Below are 17,441 nucleotides of genomic sequence, written 5' to 3' on the forward strand. Positions count from 1 at the left end.
CCTTGATAATTGGTGATTTATCACCCTCATCGGCAAGCGCCCACATGAATTACCTGATCACATTATTAAAGAGCGTTTCGCTTGCGGGCCTTAAAACCTGACGTGGCCGCTGCTAAGCGAGGAAGGCTTATTCTACGCACTTTCCAATGTTTGTCAACGGCTGTTTGGCAGAAGCGAAGGAAATGTTTAACTCGATTTTCCTTCCTGCTATTTGCCTAACCTACTGACAAAACAAGGTTTTTACACCTCATCCACCGCTGGCAACGCCTGGCGTCCCCGGCAGCGGATGCGTACTTTACGGCTTTGCTGACGAGGACGCAAGGGGTGTGCGGAAAAAATTAGCGCAGTGTCACACGGGCGTAACGTTTCTTGCCTGCCTGGATAACGTAAGCCTTGCCGGTGGACAGCATGGCGTCTTGCGCCACAACCTCGCCATCTACTTTGACGCTGCCATTTTTCAGCATGTCTTTGGCCTGGGCACTGTTCTTGGTTAACTCCGAACGGTTTAGCACAGCGGCAATCGGCGCATCGTCAATGCCTTCAAAATCAACCTCAACCTCGGGAAGATCTTCGGGCAACTCACCATCCGCCAACTGGTTGCCGGCAGATTTATGTGCATTGGCCGCGGCTTCATCTCCGTGGTAGCGCGCTATCAGCTCACGCGCCAACGCCATTTTGACATCGCGTGGGTTGGCACCCTGCTCAACGCTTTGCTTAAGCGCTTCGATTTCTTCGTTGGACTTCAGCGACAGTAAATCAAAATAGCGCCAGATCAAGGTATCCGGCATGGAAACCAGCTTATTGAACATGGAGCCGGGTGTTTCATCGACGCCAACATAATTACCCAGCGATTTGGACATCTTCTGCACACCGTCCAAACCTTCAAGTAGCGGCATGGTGATCACCACCTGCGGCTCCTGACCGAAATGCTTTTGGATCTCTCGCCCCATCAGCAGGTTGAACTTCTGGTCAGTACCGCCTAATTCGACATCCGCGTCTAACGCGACCGAGTCATAGCCCTGTACCAGCGGGTAGAGAAATTCGTGGATGGCGATCGACTGGTTGGCTTTGTAGCGTTTTTCAAAGTCATCGCGCTCGAGCATACGCGCAACAGTACTTTGCGCTGCCAGCTCGATCATCTTGGCGGCGGTTAGATCGCCAAACCATTCAGCGTTGAAGCGTACCTCGGTTTTATCGGGATCAAGGATTTTAAATACCTGTTCCCTGTAGGTATCGGCATTGGCTTTAACGTCAGCTTCGGTCAGCGGTTTGCGAGTCACGTTTTTACCGGTGGGATCACCAATACGACCGGTGAAATCCCCGATGAGGAAGATAACGGTGTGCCCCAGATCCTGGAACTGGCGCATCTTGGTCAGCAGGACGCTGTGCCCTAGGTGTAGATCGGGGGCTGTAGGATCGAAACCTGCCTTGATACGCAGTGTACGGCCAGAGGCCAGCTTTTCGCGCAGCTCCTCCTCCAGCAGGATTTCGTGCGTCCCCCGCGACAGCAACGCTAGCGCCTGATCCACCTCACTCATTGCTTTATCTCCACGTAAGCATCGCCTTGTTGGCGTTCGAATAATAAATAGTGGGCGATGTTATCATGCTCACGGATATTGGTTGAGCCTTAACGCGCTTTGTATGGGTCGTCTTATGAAATCTGCACCACATTATTATATTGGCCTGATGTCGGGCACTAGCCTTGACGGCATCGATGCCGCTCTGGTGGCGATTGACCGCGATACACCGCCACAACTGCTGGGCACCCTGGCTGCCGAAATGCCTGACACGCTGCATGAACAGCTGCTGCATCTTTGTCATGCACAAGAAGTGAGCTTTGCCGAGCTGGCCGCCGCGGAGGACGCCTTTTGCCGACTGCAAGCCGAGGCGGTGAAAGCCCTGCTAACCGCACAGCAACTTTCGCCTGAACAGATCCAGGCGGTAGGCAGCCATGGGCAGACCGTTGAGCACGCTCCAGACGGCCATAATGGAGGCCCTGCTTACACACTGCAATTGGATAACCCTAGCCTGCTGGCGGAGTTGACCGGCTGCACCGTTGTGGCTGATTTTCGACGACGCGATCTGGCAGCAGGCGGGCAGGCGGCACCGCTGGCACCAGCCTTTCATCAGGCGCTGTTTGGGCGCCAGGAAGGCGAACAGCTCATCTTGAATCTGGGCGGTTTTGCCAACCTGACGTGGCTGCCCAGCAACTCGAAAACGCCTGTGACCGGCTTCGATACGGGGCCTGCGAATGTGTTGCTGGATGCCTGGTTCTCAAAACACCAGGGCGGCCGTTTTGATCAGAATGGGGCCTGGGCTGGCAGCGGCAATGTGGACCCTGAGTTACTGGAACGGCTACTGGATGCCCCCTTTTTTCAACAGCCGCCACCGCGTAGCACGGGTCGAGAGCTATTTCATCTGCCATGGCTGGAACGTCATCTGGCCGGTCACGAAACGCCTGATGATGTCCAGGCCACACTTGCCGAACTCACTGCGGTCAGTGTTGCACAAGGCATCCAGCAGTTGCCTTTCTCTCATCAGGGCGTCACGTTGATTACTTGCGGGGGCGGTGCGCATAACGCTGATCTCATGGCCAGGCTGGCCGCTCACTTGCCGTTTGCCACCTTTGCGTCACCGTCAAGCTACGGATGGCCTGAAGACTGGATCGAGGCAGGCGCCTTTGCCTGGCTGGCCCACCAGCGCCTGCACCAGCTACCCGGCAATCTGCCCTCGGTGACCGGTGCCAGAGGGCCGCGCGTCCTTGGCGGTGTCTACGCGCCCTAGGACATCAGCGTCACCATGCATCGTCGCGGTCGCGGAGGTCCCAATGACTTGGAGCACGCTCATCCAGCGAACGCGACGTCGCCTCCCCCTGCAGCTTCAGCATGAGTCGCAAGTCATTGGCGGAGTCCGCGTGGGCAAGCGCTACCTCATGACTGATCTGTGATGCCTGGCAAAGATCGAAGAGTGCTTGATCAAACGTCTGCATGCCGTCATCACGCGACGCCGCCATGGCGGCTTTAATCTCGGCGACCCTGCCTTTACGAATCAGGTCGGCAATCCGTGACGACGGCAGCATGACTTCAACCGCCGCACAACGACCACCGTTCAGCCTGGGCAACAGCTGTTGAGCCACCACCGCGCGGAGATTGAGGGAGAGGTCCATCCATATCTGCTCATGACGCTCATGAGGAAAGAAGTGAATGATACGCTCCAACGCCTGATTGGCGTTGTTGGCGTGCAAGGTGGCCAGACAGAGATGCCCTGTTTCAGCGAACGTCAACGCATGTTCCATGGTTTCACGGCTGCGTATCTCACCGATCAAGATCACATCAGGGGCTTGGCGCAGGGTGTTCTTGAGCGCTACTTCAAATGACTCGGTATCAATCCCCACTTCACGCTGGTTAACGATGGCGCGCTTGTGCGGGTGCAGGTACTCGATCGGATCTTCAATGCTGATGATGTGCCCACCGATCGTTTCATTGCGCTCCTGCACCATCGACGCCAGGGTGGTGGATTTCCCGGTCCCCGTGCCCCCTACCACCAATACCAGCCCCCGTTTGGCATGGGCGAGCGAGGCAAGCACCGTGGGCACACCCAGGGTTTCCAGAGTGGGAATGTGCTGCTCAATACGGCGAATCACCATGGCGGGCTGATTTCGCTGCTGGAAGGCGCTAACGCGAAAGCGCCCTTTGTCTTCAAAACCCAGCGCAAAATTCGCCTCGCGCTGTTGGCTAAAACGCTCGCGCAGCCCTTCAGGCACGGTGTGCGTTACCAGCTCACTTACCTGATGTTCACTCAAGGGCCGTTGGCCAAGAGGAACCAGCCCGCTGGGCATCTTGAGGCTGGGTGGTGCCCCCGTTGAAATGAGTAGGTCTGAGGCTTGCTGCGTCACCATGATGTCCAACAGCTGATGCAACCACTGGCCAGGCGTCAGCGTTGAGGCGTCGTTGTTCGTCATCGATTACGCCTCCCGCGAAGTGAGGGTGCCCTTGGCCAGCGCCTGGGCATCTTCCATGCCGACATGACCGTCGTTGACCAGTTGCATCAGTGCGGCGTCCAACGTTTGCATACCCAGATTGCCGCCGGTTTGAATCGCCGAGAATATCTGCGCCACTTTGTCTTCACGAATCAGATTGCGCACCGCCGAGGTCGCGATCAGAATTTCATGGGCCGCCACACGGCCGCCCCCCTGGCGTTTCAACAGCGCCTGGGATACCACGGCCTGTAGCGACTCCGACAGCATCGAACGCACCATGGCCTTCTCTTCGCCGGGGAAGACATCAATAATCCGGTCAATGGTCTTGGCCGCTGAGGTGGTATGCAGCGTCCCGAGCACCAGGTGTCCGGTCTCTGCCGCTGTTAACGCCAGGCGGATGGTTTCCTGATCGCGCAGCTCTCCCACCAGAATCACATCCGGGTCTTCGCGCAGCGCACTGCGCAATGCCTCCGCAAAGCCATGCGTGTCACGATGGACTTCCCGCTGATTAATCAGGCAACGCTTGCTGGCATGCACAAACTCAACCGGGTCTTCGATGGTTAAAATGTGTTCAAAGCGATGATCGTTGATGTAATCGATCATGGCCGCGAGTGTGGTACTTTTTCCCGAACCGGTTGGCCCGGTCACCAACACCAGACCGCGCGGCAGCATTGAAAGGCGCTCGAACACTTCCCCCAGCCCCAGGGTCTTCATCGATAGCACCTGGTTGGGAATGGTGCGAAATACCGCTCCCGCACCGCGTGCCTGATTAAAGGCATTGACCCGAAAACGCGCCACGCCCGGCACTTCGAAAGAAAAGTCGACTTCAAGGTGTTCTTCGTAGTCGCGACGCTGGCGATCGTTCATGATGTCGTGAATCAACCGACGGACCTCACTGTTATCCATGGCGGGCACATTCAGCCGACGGATATCGCCATCAACCCGTATCATGGGCGGCAAGCCCGCGGATAAGTGGAGGTCTGAAGCATTCTGCTTTGCCGAGAATGCCAGCAGTTCGGTAATATCCATCTTTCTTCCCCAGCTGCGGTAAGGTGCTTGAGTATGACAGATAACGCGCTTCCAGCGTCACTAGCCCGCGCGCGTGAGCGACTAGAACGCGCGCTCATTGACGCTGACCGCCCCCTTGATGATGCCTCGCTGCTGGCCGTAAGCAAAACCAAACCGGCCTCGATGATTCGCCAGGCAAGCGCGCTGGGTCAGCGCGAGTTTGGTGAAAACTATCTGCAGGAGGCGTTGGACAAACAGGAAGAACTGGCCGACCTGGACGACCTTGTGTGGCATTTTATTGGCCCTCTGCAATCGAATAAAACACGCGCTGTTGCGGAAAATTTCGCCTGGCTGCACACCATTGACCGCCTGAAAATTGCCAAGCGGCTTAGCGAACAACGACCCACCCACCTAGCCCCACTCAACGTTTGCTTACAGGTCAACATCAGCCGCGAGCCCTCAAAATCAGGCGTCATGCCAGAGGACGTGGAAGCCCTTGCCAAAGAGGTCGCAGCACTACCTGGCCTCAAGCTGCGAGGCCTGATGGCAATCCCTGCTCCGGCAGAAAGCCTGTCGGCCCAGCGTCAGCCTCTGAGCGAGATGCGCGAGCTTTTGTCGGCGTTGCAGAAGGCTCTGCCCGATGCGCCTCTCGATACGCTTTCCATGGGCATGAGCGACGATCTGGAAGCGGCTGTGCTGGAAGGTGCCACACTGGTACGTTTAGGGACGGCGATCTTTGGCGCGCGGGATACGACCTGAGAACCAACGAACTAAGCGGGAATGCCTTACCCCGACGAGTGACATAACACGGCTCAACGCCGCCTTTTTCAACAGAGGATACCCCCATGACGAACAAGATCACCTTCATTGGCGCAGGCAACATGGCAAGCGCCATCATTGGCGGCCTGATCGACAGCGGTGTCACGCCTGCCGACATCACTGCCACCGCGCCACGGGAAAGCGAACTGGACACGATTCGCACACGCCTCAATATTCAGACGCAAACCGATAACAACGCCGCCGCGAGTCAGGCCGACGTTCTGGTGCTGGCCGTTAAACCACAGATCATGCGCGACGTATGCGAAGCGCTTAGCGACACGGTTAAACAACGCAACCCTCTGGTCATTTCCATCGCCGCCGGCCTTGACGCGGCCACCATTGACCAATGGTTGGGCGGGGATAACGCTGTGGTTCGCTGCATGCCGAATACACCGTCTTTGGTAGGACGCGGTGCCAGTGGCCTGTATGCTAATGCGCGGGTCAGCGATGCCCAGCGCGATGTCGCGACTCACCTAATGGAAGCGGTGGGTATCGTCGAATGGGTCGAGGAAGAAGCCTTGCTGGACGCGGTGACAGCGGTCTCCGGTAGCGCGCCGGCGTATTTTTTCCTGATGCTGGAAGCCATGGAAGACGCCGCCGTCAAGCTCGGCCTTCCCGCTGATACAGCGCGCCGCCTGGCGATTCAAACCGCGCTGGGTGCCGCCACCATGGCACAACAAAGCGATAAAGACCCGGCAACACTTAAACAGAATGTCATGTCGCCCGGTGGAACGACCGAACAAGCGATTCAACACATGGAAGATGCCCAGCTAAGGACGACAATCGCTGATGCGATGCAGGCCTGCGCCAAGCGCGCCCAAGCCATGTCCAAGGAACTGAGCGGCCACTAAACCAAGCGGATTTTATAGGAGAAACAGCCATGGGCAACGAATTGGGCAGCGCCGGGTTAATGCTGGTTAACTCGCTGATCAACATTTATCTGTTTTTACTCATGCTGCGATTTTTATTGCAGGCATCAAGGGCCGACTATTACAACCCCATGAGCCAGACAGTGGTCAAGATTACCCAGCCGGTCGTGGGCCTGTTCCAGGGCTTTCTAGGGCCGGTCGCCGGTCGCTTTGATCTTGCGACACTGGCGGCAGGGTTTGTCCTCAAGGTCCTCAGCATTATCGCCATTTTCATGGTCATCGGCGTTGGCATGCCGCCTGTTACAGGGCTGTTGATCGCTGGCATCGCCGCGCTGGCCAACGCCATCCTGAAGATTTACTTCTTCGCCTTGATCGTGATGATCATCCTAAGTTGGGTCGCCCCCAACGCTAGCCACCCAGGCGCGCTCTTGGTCATGCAGCTGGTGGAGCCCATCATGGCGCCGGTACGCAAAGTCATCCCGCCGCTAGGCATGATTGATTTATCTCCCATTGTGGTATTTATCGCCATTAATCTGGTGGATGGGCTACTGGTTGGCTCACTGATTCGCGCGGCCGGCATTTCCGGCGCCCTGGTCGGCCTGTAATCACTCGCAATGGCTTATTTACGACGACTGACTCAGCAGGACTAACGCTTTCGATGCCCGATTCAGACACGCTTGCTTTTGAAGACCGGCCGACGAATTCCGTCGGGCTGGTCACTCCGAATGTCGCCAAGTTCGACACACCGCTTTCGCTCGCCTGCGGCAAGGTACTGCCCGAGTATGAGTTGATTTACGAGACATACGGCACCCTTAACGCCGAACGAAGCAACGCGGTACTGATCTGTCATGCCCTGTCCGGCCACCATCATGCGGCGGGTTATCACAGTCAGGAAGACCGCAAACCCGGCTGGTGGGATGCCCACATCGGCCCCGGCAAACCTATCGACACCAACCGCTTTTTCGTCGTGTCCCTGAACAACCTGGGCGGCTGCCATGGCAGCACCGGTCCGGTGAGCCACAATCCCGACACCGGACGCCAGTGGGGACCCGACTTCCCCATGGTCACGGTGAGTGACTGGGTGGCCAGCCAGGCTCGCCTGGCCGATCAGTTGGGGATCGAGCGCTGGGCGGCAGCTGTGGGTGGCAGCCTGGGGGGTATGCAGGTGCTGGAATGGACAATGACCTACCCTGACCGGGTTGCCAATGCGGTGGTCATCGCCGCGACGCCACGCCTGTCAGCGCAGAACATCGCCTTCAATGAAGTCGCGCGACAGGCGATTCGCTCCGACCCGGATTTTTTTGACGGCTGGTACGCCGAACATAATACCGTGCCCAAGCGTGGGCTGAAGCTGGCTCGTATGGTGGGCCATATCACCTATCTTTCCGAAGACGCCATGGGCAGCAAGTTCGGCCGTGACCTGCGCAGCAACGACTTGAACTTCGGCTTCGGCGTCGAATTCCAGGTGGAGTCCTACCTGCGCTACCAGGGTGATACGTTTTCCACCGCTTTTGACGCCAATACCTACCTGCTGATGACCAAGGCACTGGATTACTTCGACCCGGCGGCCACGCAGGGCGGAGACCTCGCCAACGCCCTCTCCCCGGCTCAGTGTCCGTTCCTGATTGTCAGCTTCACGACTGACTGGCGCTTTCCGCCGCCACGCTCTCGGGAGTTGGTCGACGCCCTCACTCGTGCGGGCAAACCGGTGAGCTACGCCAATATCGACTCGCCCCATGGCCACGACGCTTTCTTGTTACCCGAACCACGCTACGAAGCAGTATTCGGCGCCTTCATGAACCGCGCGGCCCGCGAGCTTAACCTCGCTCATCCGGATGCAGAGGAGACACCATGATGCGCGCTGATCTGGAACTGATTTATGACTGGGTCCCCGAAGGCGCGCACGTGCTGGACCTGGCCTGCGGTGATGGCGTACTGCTCGAAGCGCTGGCCCAGCACAAAGGCGTGACCGGCTATGGGCTCGAAATCGATCACGACGGCATTACCGGCTGCGTAGCCCGCGGCGTCAACGTCATCGAGCATAACCTTGACGATGGCCTGGGTAGCTTCTGCGACAACAGCTACGATCAGGTGATCATGACCCAGGCCCTGCAGGCCTTGCGTCGCCCCGATAAAATGCTCGATGAAATGCTGCGCGTTGCCGAAGAGGGCATCATCACGTTTCCCAACTTTGCCTATTGGCGTCACCGCATTCATCTGGGCCTGCGGGGCTACATGCCGGTCTCGAAGTCGCTGCCTCACGCCTGGTACGACACCCCCAATATTCATCTCTCCACCTTCAACGACTTTGAGCACCTGTGCCGTGAAAAAGGCATGGTGATTGTGGATCGCGCCGTGGGCGTGGGTGACCACCGTGGGCATTGGACTTCCCGGCTATGGCCCAACCTGTTCGGTGAAATCGCCATTTTCCGCGTTCGCCGTCGCTAGCGAATCTGGCCAGCGTATCGGCAAGGGCCGCGATAAACGCACGAACGCGGGGCTTGCCGCAGCCCGCTGCACCTCAATCCCGTACGCCAACACCTCGACCCCTGCTTGCGCCGCCTCACCCAGCGCCGCGGCATAAGCAGGGTCGATATGCGCCGCGGGCGCCACGTCACAGATGCCTTCATGGGCGACACAAAACAGCAGCACCGCCCGCCCGCCCTGCTCGGCCAGCGCCTGTAGCGCACGCAGATGCCGGGTGCCTCGTACGCTGACCGAGTCGGGGAAATAGCCATGGCCATCAGACTCTCTCAGCGTCACCTGCTTTACTTCGATGTAAGCATTACCAAGCTCAGGGTCATCCAGGCGAAAGTCGAGCCGTGCATCGGTTATTTTCACCTCGCGCTTGAGGGTTTGATAGCCAGCCAGCGGCGCGATATCGCCCGCCTCGATGGCCGCCTCCACAATGCGGTTGGCACGCCCGGTATGCACCGAAGCCAGTGCCACCGTGCCATCCGGCTGCGGCAGCTCGATCCACTCCCAGGTCCAGGCCAGCTTGCGTTTCGGGTTATCGCTTGGCGACAGCCATACGCGGCAACCGGGCACATTGACCGCCTTCATCGAGCCTGTGTTGGGACAATGGGCGACGACGTCCCGGCCATCATCCAGGCGCACATCGGCCAGAAAGCGCTTGTAGCGCCGCAGCAAGGTACCGGGCACCAAGCCCTGGCAGGCAAGGCTCATAGACGGCTCACAAAGCGGGTGATGCGCTCCACGGCGTCTTCCAGCCGCTCGACGTCGTTGGTAAAGGCAATACGCACATGATGCTCGCCGCCCTGAACGGCAAAGTCGATACCCGGGGTGATCGCCACGTTCTCCTCACGCAGAAGCCGTTCGCAAAAATCCTGGCTGTCACGACTATAGCGGGAGATGTCCAGCCACAGATAAAACGCCCCCTGGGGCGGCAAATCCGGCGCCAGCCCTAATTGCGCCAGGCCCTCAAGCAATACCTGACGGCGCTGCTTGAGCGTCGTCCGCCGAGTCTCGAGAATATCGCGGCACTCGGGGGTAAAGGCAGCCAATGCCGCGTGCTGGGAAAGCGTAGGAGCGGCAAGAAACACGTTCTGGGCAAGCCTGGTGAGCGGCTCGATCGCGTGTTCAGGGGCCACCAGCCAGCCCAGGCGCCAGCCTGTCATGCCGAAGTATTTGGAAAAGCTGTTGACCACAAAGGCGTCGCTAGACAACGACGTTGCCGAAAGAGGCGCATCGTCGTAATTCAGCCCCTGATAGATCTCGTCGACCAGCACCTCGCCGCCACGCTCGGACACCGCCTTGAATACCGATTGCAAGGCATCGGCACTCAACGTATGACCGGTCGGATTGGAGGGGGATGCCAACATCGCCAGCCGCGTATTGGTTTGCCAGTGCCGCTTGACCAGCGCAGCGTCCAACTGCCAGCCGCTTTCACGACCAACCGGGATAGCATCGACGTCGGCACCGGCCAGGGCCATGAAATGACGATTACACGGATAGTTGGGATCGGCCATCATTACCCGGTCGCCTGTCTCGACCAATAGTTGACTGGCCAACAACAATGCCCCCGATGCGCCAGGGGTGACCAGAATCCGCGCGGGGTCCACCGAGGCATTGAAGTGCTCCGCGTAATGGCCGGCAATGGCCTCGCGCAATGCGGGCAGGCCAGCGGCAGGCGTGTAGCGGGTTTTGCCAGTCGCCAATGCTTGCTGGCCCGCGGCCACCACCGGCGCAGGGGTAGCGAAATCCGGCTCCCCTACTTCAAGGTGAATCACATCATGGCCCGCTGCCTCACGCGCCTGAGCCATTTCCAGTAGATGCATCACACGAAAAGGTGCGACATGATTCACGCGTGAATTCCAGGCCATAGTGGCTCCTTACCTAGCGGTAGTAAAAACATGAGCTTGGTCGCACTGAAGGCAAGTTCATGATAGAAAGCACCCTATTATGCTTGCAACGCAGCCAATTTTCAGCTAAACAAGCATCCCTTTGGCGTGAGATCGTGACACACGCTCATGGTCGATCAGTAGTCACATACGTAGGGGGCACTCCCATGCCAGTAGCGGAAAAAAAACCGGAAGCGTCCAAGCCCTTCACACCGTATGAGCCGGCAACGGGTGAAGAATATATGAATGACCAACAGCTGGCGCACTTCCGCCAGCTGCTGTTGGATTGGAAACAGGACCTCATGGAAGAGGTGGACCGTACCGTACGCCACCTGCAGGAAGATGCTAACAACTACGCCGATCCGGCTGATCGGGCGACCCAGGAAGAAGGCTTCAGCCTTGAGCTGCGCACTCGGGATCGCGAACGTAAGCTGCTCAAGAAAATTAACGAAACCATCGAAAAGATCGACGAAGACGATTACGGCTTCTGCGAAGCCTGCGGCGTCGAGATTGGTATTCGCCGTCTTGAAGCGCGCCCGACCGCCACGCTATGCGTCGACTGCAAGACCCTGGCCGAGCTCAAGGAGAAGCAACTCGGCGGTTAAGCCAGGAACAATCGACCTGTATGCTATTGTGGAATGCGGGCACCCTGTGGTGCCCGTTTTGGTTTCTGGAAGACGTTGATGACGCAACCACTTCGCTACCAAGGACGTTTTGCCCCCACGCCGTCAGGGCCGCTACACTTCGGCTCGCTGGTGGCGGCCCTGGGCAGTTACCTGGACGCCCGCGCGGCGGGCGGCGATTGGCTGGTACGCATTGAAGATATCGACCCACCCCGCTGCCCACCAGGCACTGACAGCACCATTCTGCACCAGTTGGAAACGTTTGGTCTTCATTGGGACGAGACCGTTCGCTGGCAGCATGACCGCCACGCTGCCTATCAGCAGGCGCTCGATACGCTGGCCGATCAGGGGCTGGCCTACCCTTGCAGCTGTTCGCGCAAACAATGGCAGGCATATCCAGTATACCCCGGCTGGTGTCGCACAGGGCTGAGTGACCCCGCCCAGCCGGTCGCCTGGCGGCTGCGCAGCGATCTGGGCAAGCGCCCGATCCAATGGCACGACCGCCTGTTTGGCTGGCAGCAATTAGACCCTGAAACCCTGGGGGACGTCATCCTCAAGCGCAAAGATGCTCTCTGGGCATATCAACTGGCGGTGGTGGTCGACGACGCCGAGCAGGGCATAACGGACGTTGTCAGAGGCTTTGACCTGCTCGACAACACGCCCTGGCAGCGCCAGCTGCAAGTGGCACTGGCATTTCCCGAGCCACGTTACCTGCATTTGCCGTTGGTGGTGACATCGCAGGGCCAGAAGCTTTCCAAGCAGAACCTTGCACCTGCGCTGGCCGACGAGCCGCACGCCGTACGCCAGCAGCTGTTTCGGGCGCTGCAGGCACTTGACCAGGCGCCGCCCGATGACCTTTCCCAAGCACCGGTGACAACGCAGTTAGACTGGGCGGTGACGCATTGGTCGGTCGAACAACTGTCACCGTCAGCGCAGCGCGAACTGCCACAGGAGCCCTGACATGTACGTTTACCGCATCATGCTGTTTCTGGTGTTTGGCGGCTATCTGCTCTCCCCCTTGCTGATGGATGGCTGGAGCGACCCGAGCGTGGCCTGGTATCGGCCCTTTGTTATCTGGGGTGGGCTGATCGCCCTGACGCTGTGGCTCGATCAGAAGAGGAAACTGGATGAGCGTTGAGGTTTTTGGCGCGCTGTTTCTCGGCCTGGGCTATCTCGCCCTTCTGCTGGGCTGTGCCCTGGCGGTGGAACGGGGCTGGATACCGTTGCGCATCAGCCGTCACCCTGCCGTCTACACCCTGGCACTGGGCGTTTATGCCAGCGCCTGGGCAATTTATGGCAGCGTCGAACTAGCGGCTAATGTCGGCTTTGGCTATCTCGCCTACTACCTGGGGGCCGCCGGTGCCTTTCTGCTTGCCCCGGTGTTGTTGGTCCCCATTCAGCGGATCACTCGCACCTACCAACTCGCCTCCCTGGCGGACCTGTTCGCCTTTCGTTTTCGCTCCCGCTGGGCGGGCACCCTGGTAACCTTGGTCAGCCTGCTCGCGGTATTGCCCTTACTGGGCATTCAGGTCAAAACCATGAGCGAGGCGGTCAATCTTTTCACCCAGAGCCAGGCTGGTCCTGTCGTGGCACTGGCATTTTGCACGGCCATCGCCGCTTTAGCGGTGATGCTAGGGGCGCGACATAGTCATGTGCATAGCCGTCACAACAGCCTGTTGAGCACCATTGCGATCGAGTCGGTCGTCAAACTGCTGGCCATGCTGGGGCTGGGTGCCGTGGCATTGTGGCTGGTGTTCAGCGGCCCTGGCGACTTGCAGGCATGGCTCGAAGGCCCCGGCTACCTTGCCCAGGCACACACAGCGCGTTTTGATCCCGCCCAATGGCGCACCCTGCTGCTGTTGTTTTTTGCCGCCGCCTTCATGATGCCACACCTGTTTCATATCACCTTTGCGGAAAGCCTGTCACCGCAAACCCTGCTGCAGGCAAGCTGGACCTTGCCGTTATTTTTACTGCTGATGGCGTTGCCTGTCCCCCTTATCTGGTGGGCTGCGCAGTCGGTCAACGAGACACTCCCCATCACCGCCTACGCCGCCTATGCATTGAGCGAGCACTGGTGGGTCGGTGCGCTGGCGTTTATCGGCGGCTTGGCTGCCGCCAGCGGCACCATGATGCTGATCGCGCTGGCACTCTCGGGCATGGTGCTTAACCACATCGTATTGGTGGCAAGGCCCCCCGAAGCACGTAGCGACTTGTATGGCTGGCTGCTATGGCTGCGCCGGGGGCTGGTGATCGGGGTTATTTTAAGCGGTTGGCTGTTTTATCAGTGGATTGGCCGTCATCACCCGCTGACCAGCCTGGGGCTCGCCGCCTTCATCGGCATGGCCCAGTGTTTGCCAGGCATGCTGGCACTGCTCTACTGGCCGGGTGCCAACCGCAAGGGCATGGTGGCTGGCCTGATCGGTGGCGTTGGCGTCTGGCTCTGGGGGCTATGGCTGCCCCTGGTGGCGGGCTATACCCCACCCACCCTGCCATTGACACCGCTGACACCCACGGATGCACCCATCTGGTATAGCGTCACCTTGTTGTCTCAATCGCTCAACATCCTGCTGCTGATTGTCGTTTCGCTGTTCACTCGCACCTCGGAAGGTGAAAAATCGGCGGCCGAAGCCTGCTCGGTGGATGCGGTCATTCGCTCGAAACGCCTGCCGCTGGAAGCCGCCACAGCGAGTGACTTCTCCGCCCACCTGGCCCAGGCACTGGGCGATGACGCCGCCCACCGTGAAGTCGACCGCGCGCTCAAGGCACTCAACCTGACTCACCAGGAACGCCGCCCCTACGCACTGCGCCGCTTGCGCGACCGTATCCAGGCAAACCTTTCTGGCTTGATGGGTCCTTCAGTGGCGCGCGACATCGTCGACCGTTACCTGCCCTACCGGCACGACGATGCGCCGATTACCGATGACATCCATTTCGTGGAAAGCCGCCTGGAAGCCTATCGCTCGCGGCTCACGGGGCTGGCCCGGGAACTCGACGGCCTGCGCCGCCACCATCGTCAAACGCTGGCTTACCTGCCCGTCGGGCTTTGCGTCCTCGGCGACGACGAAGAGCTGGTCATGTGGAATCAAGCGCTTTCCCAGCTGTCCGGCATCAGCGGTGAAAGCGTGATCGGCTCGCGCCGGGACAGCTTGCCCGCCCCCTGGCCATGGCTGCTGGGTAGCGTGCTCAACGAGGGGCCGTCACCGTTGTATAAACAAGCGGTAAGGCTCCATGATAAAGACTACTTCCTGACCCTGCATAAAGCCGACCTGAGCGGTAATGACAGCCGTGGTGGCAGCGTCATCCTGGTGGAAGATCACACCGAGATGAAGTGGCTGGAGGATGAACTGGTTCACGCCGCCCGCCTCGCCTCCATCGGCCAATTGGCAGCGGGTGTTGCCCATGAGATAGGCAACCCGATCACCGGCATCTCGTCGTTGGCGCAAAACCTGCGTTATGACACTCAGGATCCCGCCTTGCTGGAAACCGCCGACCATATTCAGCAGTTGACCGAACGGGTGACCAAGATCGTCAATTCGCTGGTCGGCTTTGCCCATGCCGGGCGCGACTCGCCCGGCATGCCGCGCTCGCCTGTCGTGCTTAGAACGATCACCGACGATGCCTTGCACTTGATCCACCTGGCCCGCTCGGGCGAGGATGTCATCTTTACCAATGCGTGTGCGGAAGAGCTGGTGGTGCAAGGTGATGCCCAGCGCTTGACCCAGGTGATGGTGAATCTAATGGGCAACGCACGGGATGCCTGCAGCCCCGAGGGCAGCGTGCACATTACGGCCGACAGGCAGGATGATCAGGCATGGTGGTGTATTACCGACGATGGTCTGGGTATTGACCCCAAGGTACGTGACCACCTGTTCGAGCCCTTTACTACCACCAAAGCGGCCGGTGAAGGCACCGGTCTTGGGTTATCACTGGCCTACCAAATTATCAATGAGCATCACGGCAGAATAGAGGTGGCGTCGCCACCGCCCGGAACATCTCGCGGCACGGCCATTACCTTGTGGCTACCGCTTTTCCAACAGGATGATCAGCTGCCCCATGTCTAGGATTCTGATTGTTGAAGATGAAGCCATTATCCGCAGTGCGCTCAGGCGTCTGCTCGAGCGTCACGACTACGAGGTCAGCGAAGCGGGCAGTGCTGAAGAGGCCGAGACGTTTGAGCTGGTCGGCTTTGATCTGATTATCAGCGACCTGCGCCTGCCCGGTGAGCCGGGCACCCGCCTGATCCAGGCCGCCGCCCCGGCGCCGGTTCTGATCATGACCAGCTATGCCAGCATGCGCTCAGCGGTCGACTCCCTCAAACAGGGCGCTGTGGATTACGTTGCTAAACCGTTTGACCACGCAGAGCTTTTGGAAACCGTTGCACGGATTCTGCACCAGCAGTCAATGCAACACAGCCCGCCCCCCGCCATCACCGATGACGGAGGTGGCCGCCAAACCATGATCGGCAACTGCGTGGCCATGCAGCAGGTCTATACCCGCATTCGCAAAACCGCCCCCGCCGATGTCACGGTGCTCATTCTGGGGGAGTCCGGCACCGGCAAGGAACTCGTCGCCCGGGCCCTGCACCAACAAAGCAAACGGGCCAAGGCCCCACTGATATGCGTCAACTGCGCGGCTATCCCGGAGACGCTGATCGAGTCAGAACTGTTTGGTCATGAGAAAGGGGCCTTTACCGGCGCCAGCGCCGCGCGTACCGGGCTGGTCGAAGCCGCCGACGGCGGCACGTTATTTCTGGACGAAATTGGCGAGCTCCCCCTCGACGCTCAAGCACGGCTGCTGCGCGTACTCCAGGAAGGCGAAATTCGCAAAATCGGATCGGTGGAAACCCGCCATGTCGATGTCCGCCTGATCGCCGCGACCCATCGCGACCTTCGTGCGCTCTCCAAGAGTGGCGAATTTCGCCTGGACCTGTATTACCGACTGAACGTCATGCAGATAGAGCTGCCGCCGTTGCGTGAGCGTGAGGACGATGTGCTGGAAATCGCCGACATCCTGCTCGACAAGGCCTGCAAGCGCCACGAACGCCAAGGGCTGCGCTTATCCCGGGCGGCGCGCCATGAGCTGCGTGACTACCCCTGGCCCGGCAACGTGCGTGAGCTGGAAAATGCCCTGGAACGCGGCGTCATTCTGGCCGAAGGCCATTTGATCCACCCCGATGACCTGGGACTGGCCCCCGTTTCGCATCGCCCGACACCAGCGGCTAGCCCCCCTCCGTCAGCCGCCAGCGCCGACACGATTCAATCCGGCACCGAAGAAGATGACCTGTCATTGGAAGACTATTTCCAACACTTTGTACTTGAGCATCAGGACCAGATGAGCGAGACCGAGCTGGCACAGAAGTTGGGGATCAGCCGCAAAAACCTATGGGAGCGACGCCAGCGGCTGGGCATACCGCGCAAGAAGACGGCACGCCGCCCTACCTGAACAGCTCAATCGCACCTACAACTAACGTCTAATACACTGATTTATCAAAGAAATATCCACGAAATTCGTTACCCGCATACTGTTACCTTCCCACACGAAAGACCGCTCAAAGCGGGTAACACTTATTTCCCACGATCGTTCCCTGGCATAGCGGAAAATTTCAACCTACTGAATTTTCTGAATTATTCTACGAGTGGCACGGCGAGTGCAATATAACTGGGTAAGAAAAACAAACTGGGCAACGCGGTAAGTCGTCAACAAAAACAACATGACACCGCCCAGACCTGAGCCAAAACAAAAACAACACGGCCAGGCAGAGATAACGGTACTAACAAAAACA

Annotated in this window: 16 protein-coding genes; 11 read left to right on the top strand and 5 right to left on the bottom strand. The window is 59.0% G+C overall.

From position 1 onward, the window contains the following. Window positions 1-338 precede the first annotated feature (338 nt). Entirely contained in the window at window positions 339-1,538 is a 1,200-nt protein-coding gene (tyrS, locus tag QC816_RS13665) for a tyrosine--tRNA ligase (protein ID WP_199284522.1), read from the bottom strand. Window positions 1,539-1,653: 115 nt separating this feature from the next. Here tyrS and QC816_RS13670 point away from each other — a divergent pair, with 115 nt between their 5' ends. Further along, window positions 1,654-2,784, top strand: a complete 1,131-nt coding sequence (locus QC816_RS13670) for an anhydro-N-acetylmuramic acid kinase (RefSeq protein ID WP_309782837.1) — start codon at window positions 1,654-1,656, stop codon at window positions 2,782-2,784. A 10-nt stretch (window positions 2,785-2,794) separates the two neighbouring features. On the opposite strand, the gene QC816_RS13675 is transcribed toward QC816_RS13670, so the two are convergent. Continuing rightward, on the bottom strand, window positions 2,795-3,961 hold the full coding sequence (locus tag QC816_RS13675; RefSeq protein ID WP_085920179.1) for a PilT/PilU family type 4a pilus ATPase: 1,167 nt from the start codon (window positions 3,959-3,961) through the stop codon (window positions 2,795-2,797). 3 nt (window positions 3,962-3,964) lie between these two features. After that, a complete protein-coding gene (locus tag QC816_RS13680) occupies window positions 3,965-5,008 on the bottom strand; it encodes a type IV pilus twitching motility protein PilT (RefSeq protein WP_309782839.1) in 1,044 nt (347 codons plus the stop codon). 33 nt (window positions 5,009-5,041) lie between these two features. Here QC816_RS13680 and QC816_RS13685 point away from each other — a divergent pair, with 33 nt between their 5' ends. The 5 genes from QC816_RS13685 (at window position 5,042) to metW (ending at window position 9,123) form a co-directional block, all read left to right on the top strand. Continuing rightward, window positions 5,042-5,746 carry a YggS family pyridoxal phosphate-dependent enzyme gene (locus tag QC816_RS13685; RefSeq protein ID WP_199284520.1) on the top strand — a complete coding sequence of 235 codons (705 nt, stop codon included), beginning with the start codon at window positions 5,042-5,044 and terminating at the stop codon, window positions 5,744-5,746. Window positions 5,747-5,832: 86 nt separating this feature from the next. Continuing rightward, on the top strand, window positions 5,833-6,657 hold the full coding sequence (gene proC, locus QC816_RS13690; protein WP_264825367.1) for a pyrroline-5-carboxylate reductase: 825 nt from the start codon (window positions 5,833-5,835) through the stop codon (window positions 6,655-6,657). Window positions 6,658-6,686: 29 nt separating this feature from the next. After that, window positions 6,687-7,280 carry a YggT family protein gene (locus QC816_RS13695; protein WP_085920175.1) on the top strand — a complete coding sequence of 198 codons (594 nt, stop codon included), beginning with the start codon at window positions 6,687-6,689 and terminating at the stop codon, window positions 7,278-7,280. 53 nt (window positions 7,281-7,333) lie between these two features. Further along, the gene (gene metX, locus QC816_RS13700) at window positions 7,334-8,530 is read left to right on the top strand and encodes a homoserine O-succinyltransferase MetX (protein ID WP_085920174.1); all 1,197 of its coding nucleotides are present in this window, start codon (window positions 7,334-7,336) and stop codon (window positions 8,528-8,530) included. Continuing rightward, window positions 8,530-9,123, top strand: a complete 594-nt coding sequence (gene metW, locus QC816_RS13705; protein WP_066316286.1) for a methionine biosynthesis protein MetW — start codon at window positions 8,530-8,532, stop codon at window positions 9,121-9,123. Before metX ends, metW begins: the two co-directional genes overlap by 1 nt. On the opposite strand, the gene sfsA is transcribed toward metW, so the two are convergent. After that, window positions 9,070-9,861 (bottom strand): DNA/RNA nuclease SfsA, encoded by a 792-nt coding sequence (sfsA, locus tag QC816_RS13710; protein ID WP_309782842.1) that lies wholly within the window; start codon window positions 9,859-9,861, stop codon window positions 9,070-9,072. The genes metW and sfsA overlap by 54 nt on opposite strands. Next, the gene (locus QC816_RS13715) at window positions 9,858-11,018 is read right to left on the bottom strand and encodes an aminotransferase class I/II-fold pyridoxal phosphate-dependent enzyme (protein WP_199284517.1); all 1,161 of its coding nucleotides are present in this window, start codon (window positions 11,016-11,018) and stop codon (window positions 9,858-9,860) included. Before QC816_RS13715 ends, sfsA begins: the two co-directional genes overlap by 4 nt. A gap of 185 nt (window positions 11,019-11,203) precedes the next feature. Here QC816_RS13715 and dksA point away from each other — a divergent pair, with 185 nt between their 5' ends. The 5 genes from dksA (at window position 11,204) to QC816_RS13740 (ending at window position 17,101) form a co-directional block, all read left to right on the top strand. Further along, window positions 11,204-11,641, top strand: coding sequence for an RNA polymerase-binding protein DksA (gene dksA, locus QC816_RS13720; protein ID WP_066316091.1), 438 nt, complete (start codon window positions 11,204-11,206; stop codon window positions 11,639-11,641). 78 nt (window positions 11,642-11,719) lie between these two features. Further along, window positions 11,720-12,619, top strand: a complete 900-nt coding sequence (gene gluQRS / locus QC816_RS13725; protein ID WP_309782850.1) for a tRNA glutamyl-Q(34) synthetase GluQRS — start codon at window positions 11,720-11,722, stop codon at window positions 12,617-12,619. A 1-nt stretch (window position 12,620) separates the two neighbouring features. Then, complete coding sequence (locus QC816_RS13730; RefSeq protein ID WP_176243723.1) at window positions 12,621-12,797, top strand: hypothetical protein; 177 nt, start codon at window positions 12,621-12,623, stop codon at window positions 12,795-12,797. After that, window positions 12,787-15,720 carry an ATP-binding protein gene (locus tag QC816_RS13735; RefSeq protein WP_268902128.1) on the top strand — a complete coding sequence of 978 codons (2,934 nt, stop codon included), beginning with the start codon at window positions 12,787-12,789 and terminating at the stop codon, window positions 15,718-15,720. The genes QC816_RS13730 and QC816_RS13735 overlap by 11 nt, the downstream gene beginning before the upstream one ends. Then, the gene (locus tag QC816_RS13740) at window positions 15,713-17,101 is read left to right on the top strand and encodes a sigma-54-dependent transcriptional regulator (protein WP_199284514.1); all 1,389 of its coding nucleotides are present in this window, start codon (window positions 15,713-15,715) and stop codon (window positions 17,099-17,101) included. Before QC816_RS13735 ends, QC816_RS13740 begins: the two co-directional genes overlap by 8 nt. Window positions 17,102-17,441: the final 340 nt, after the last annotated feature.

This window comes from Vreelandella janggokensis, from assembly GCF_031451615.1.
Taxonomy (GTDB): Bacteria; Pseudomonadota; Gammaproteobacteria; order Pseudomonadales; family Halomonadaceae; genus Vreelandella; species Vreelandella janggokensis.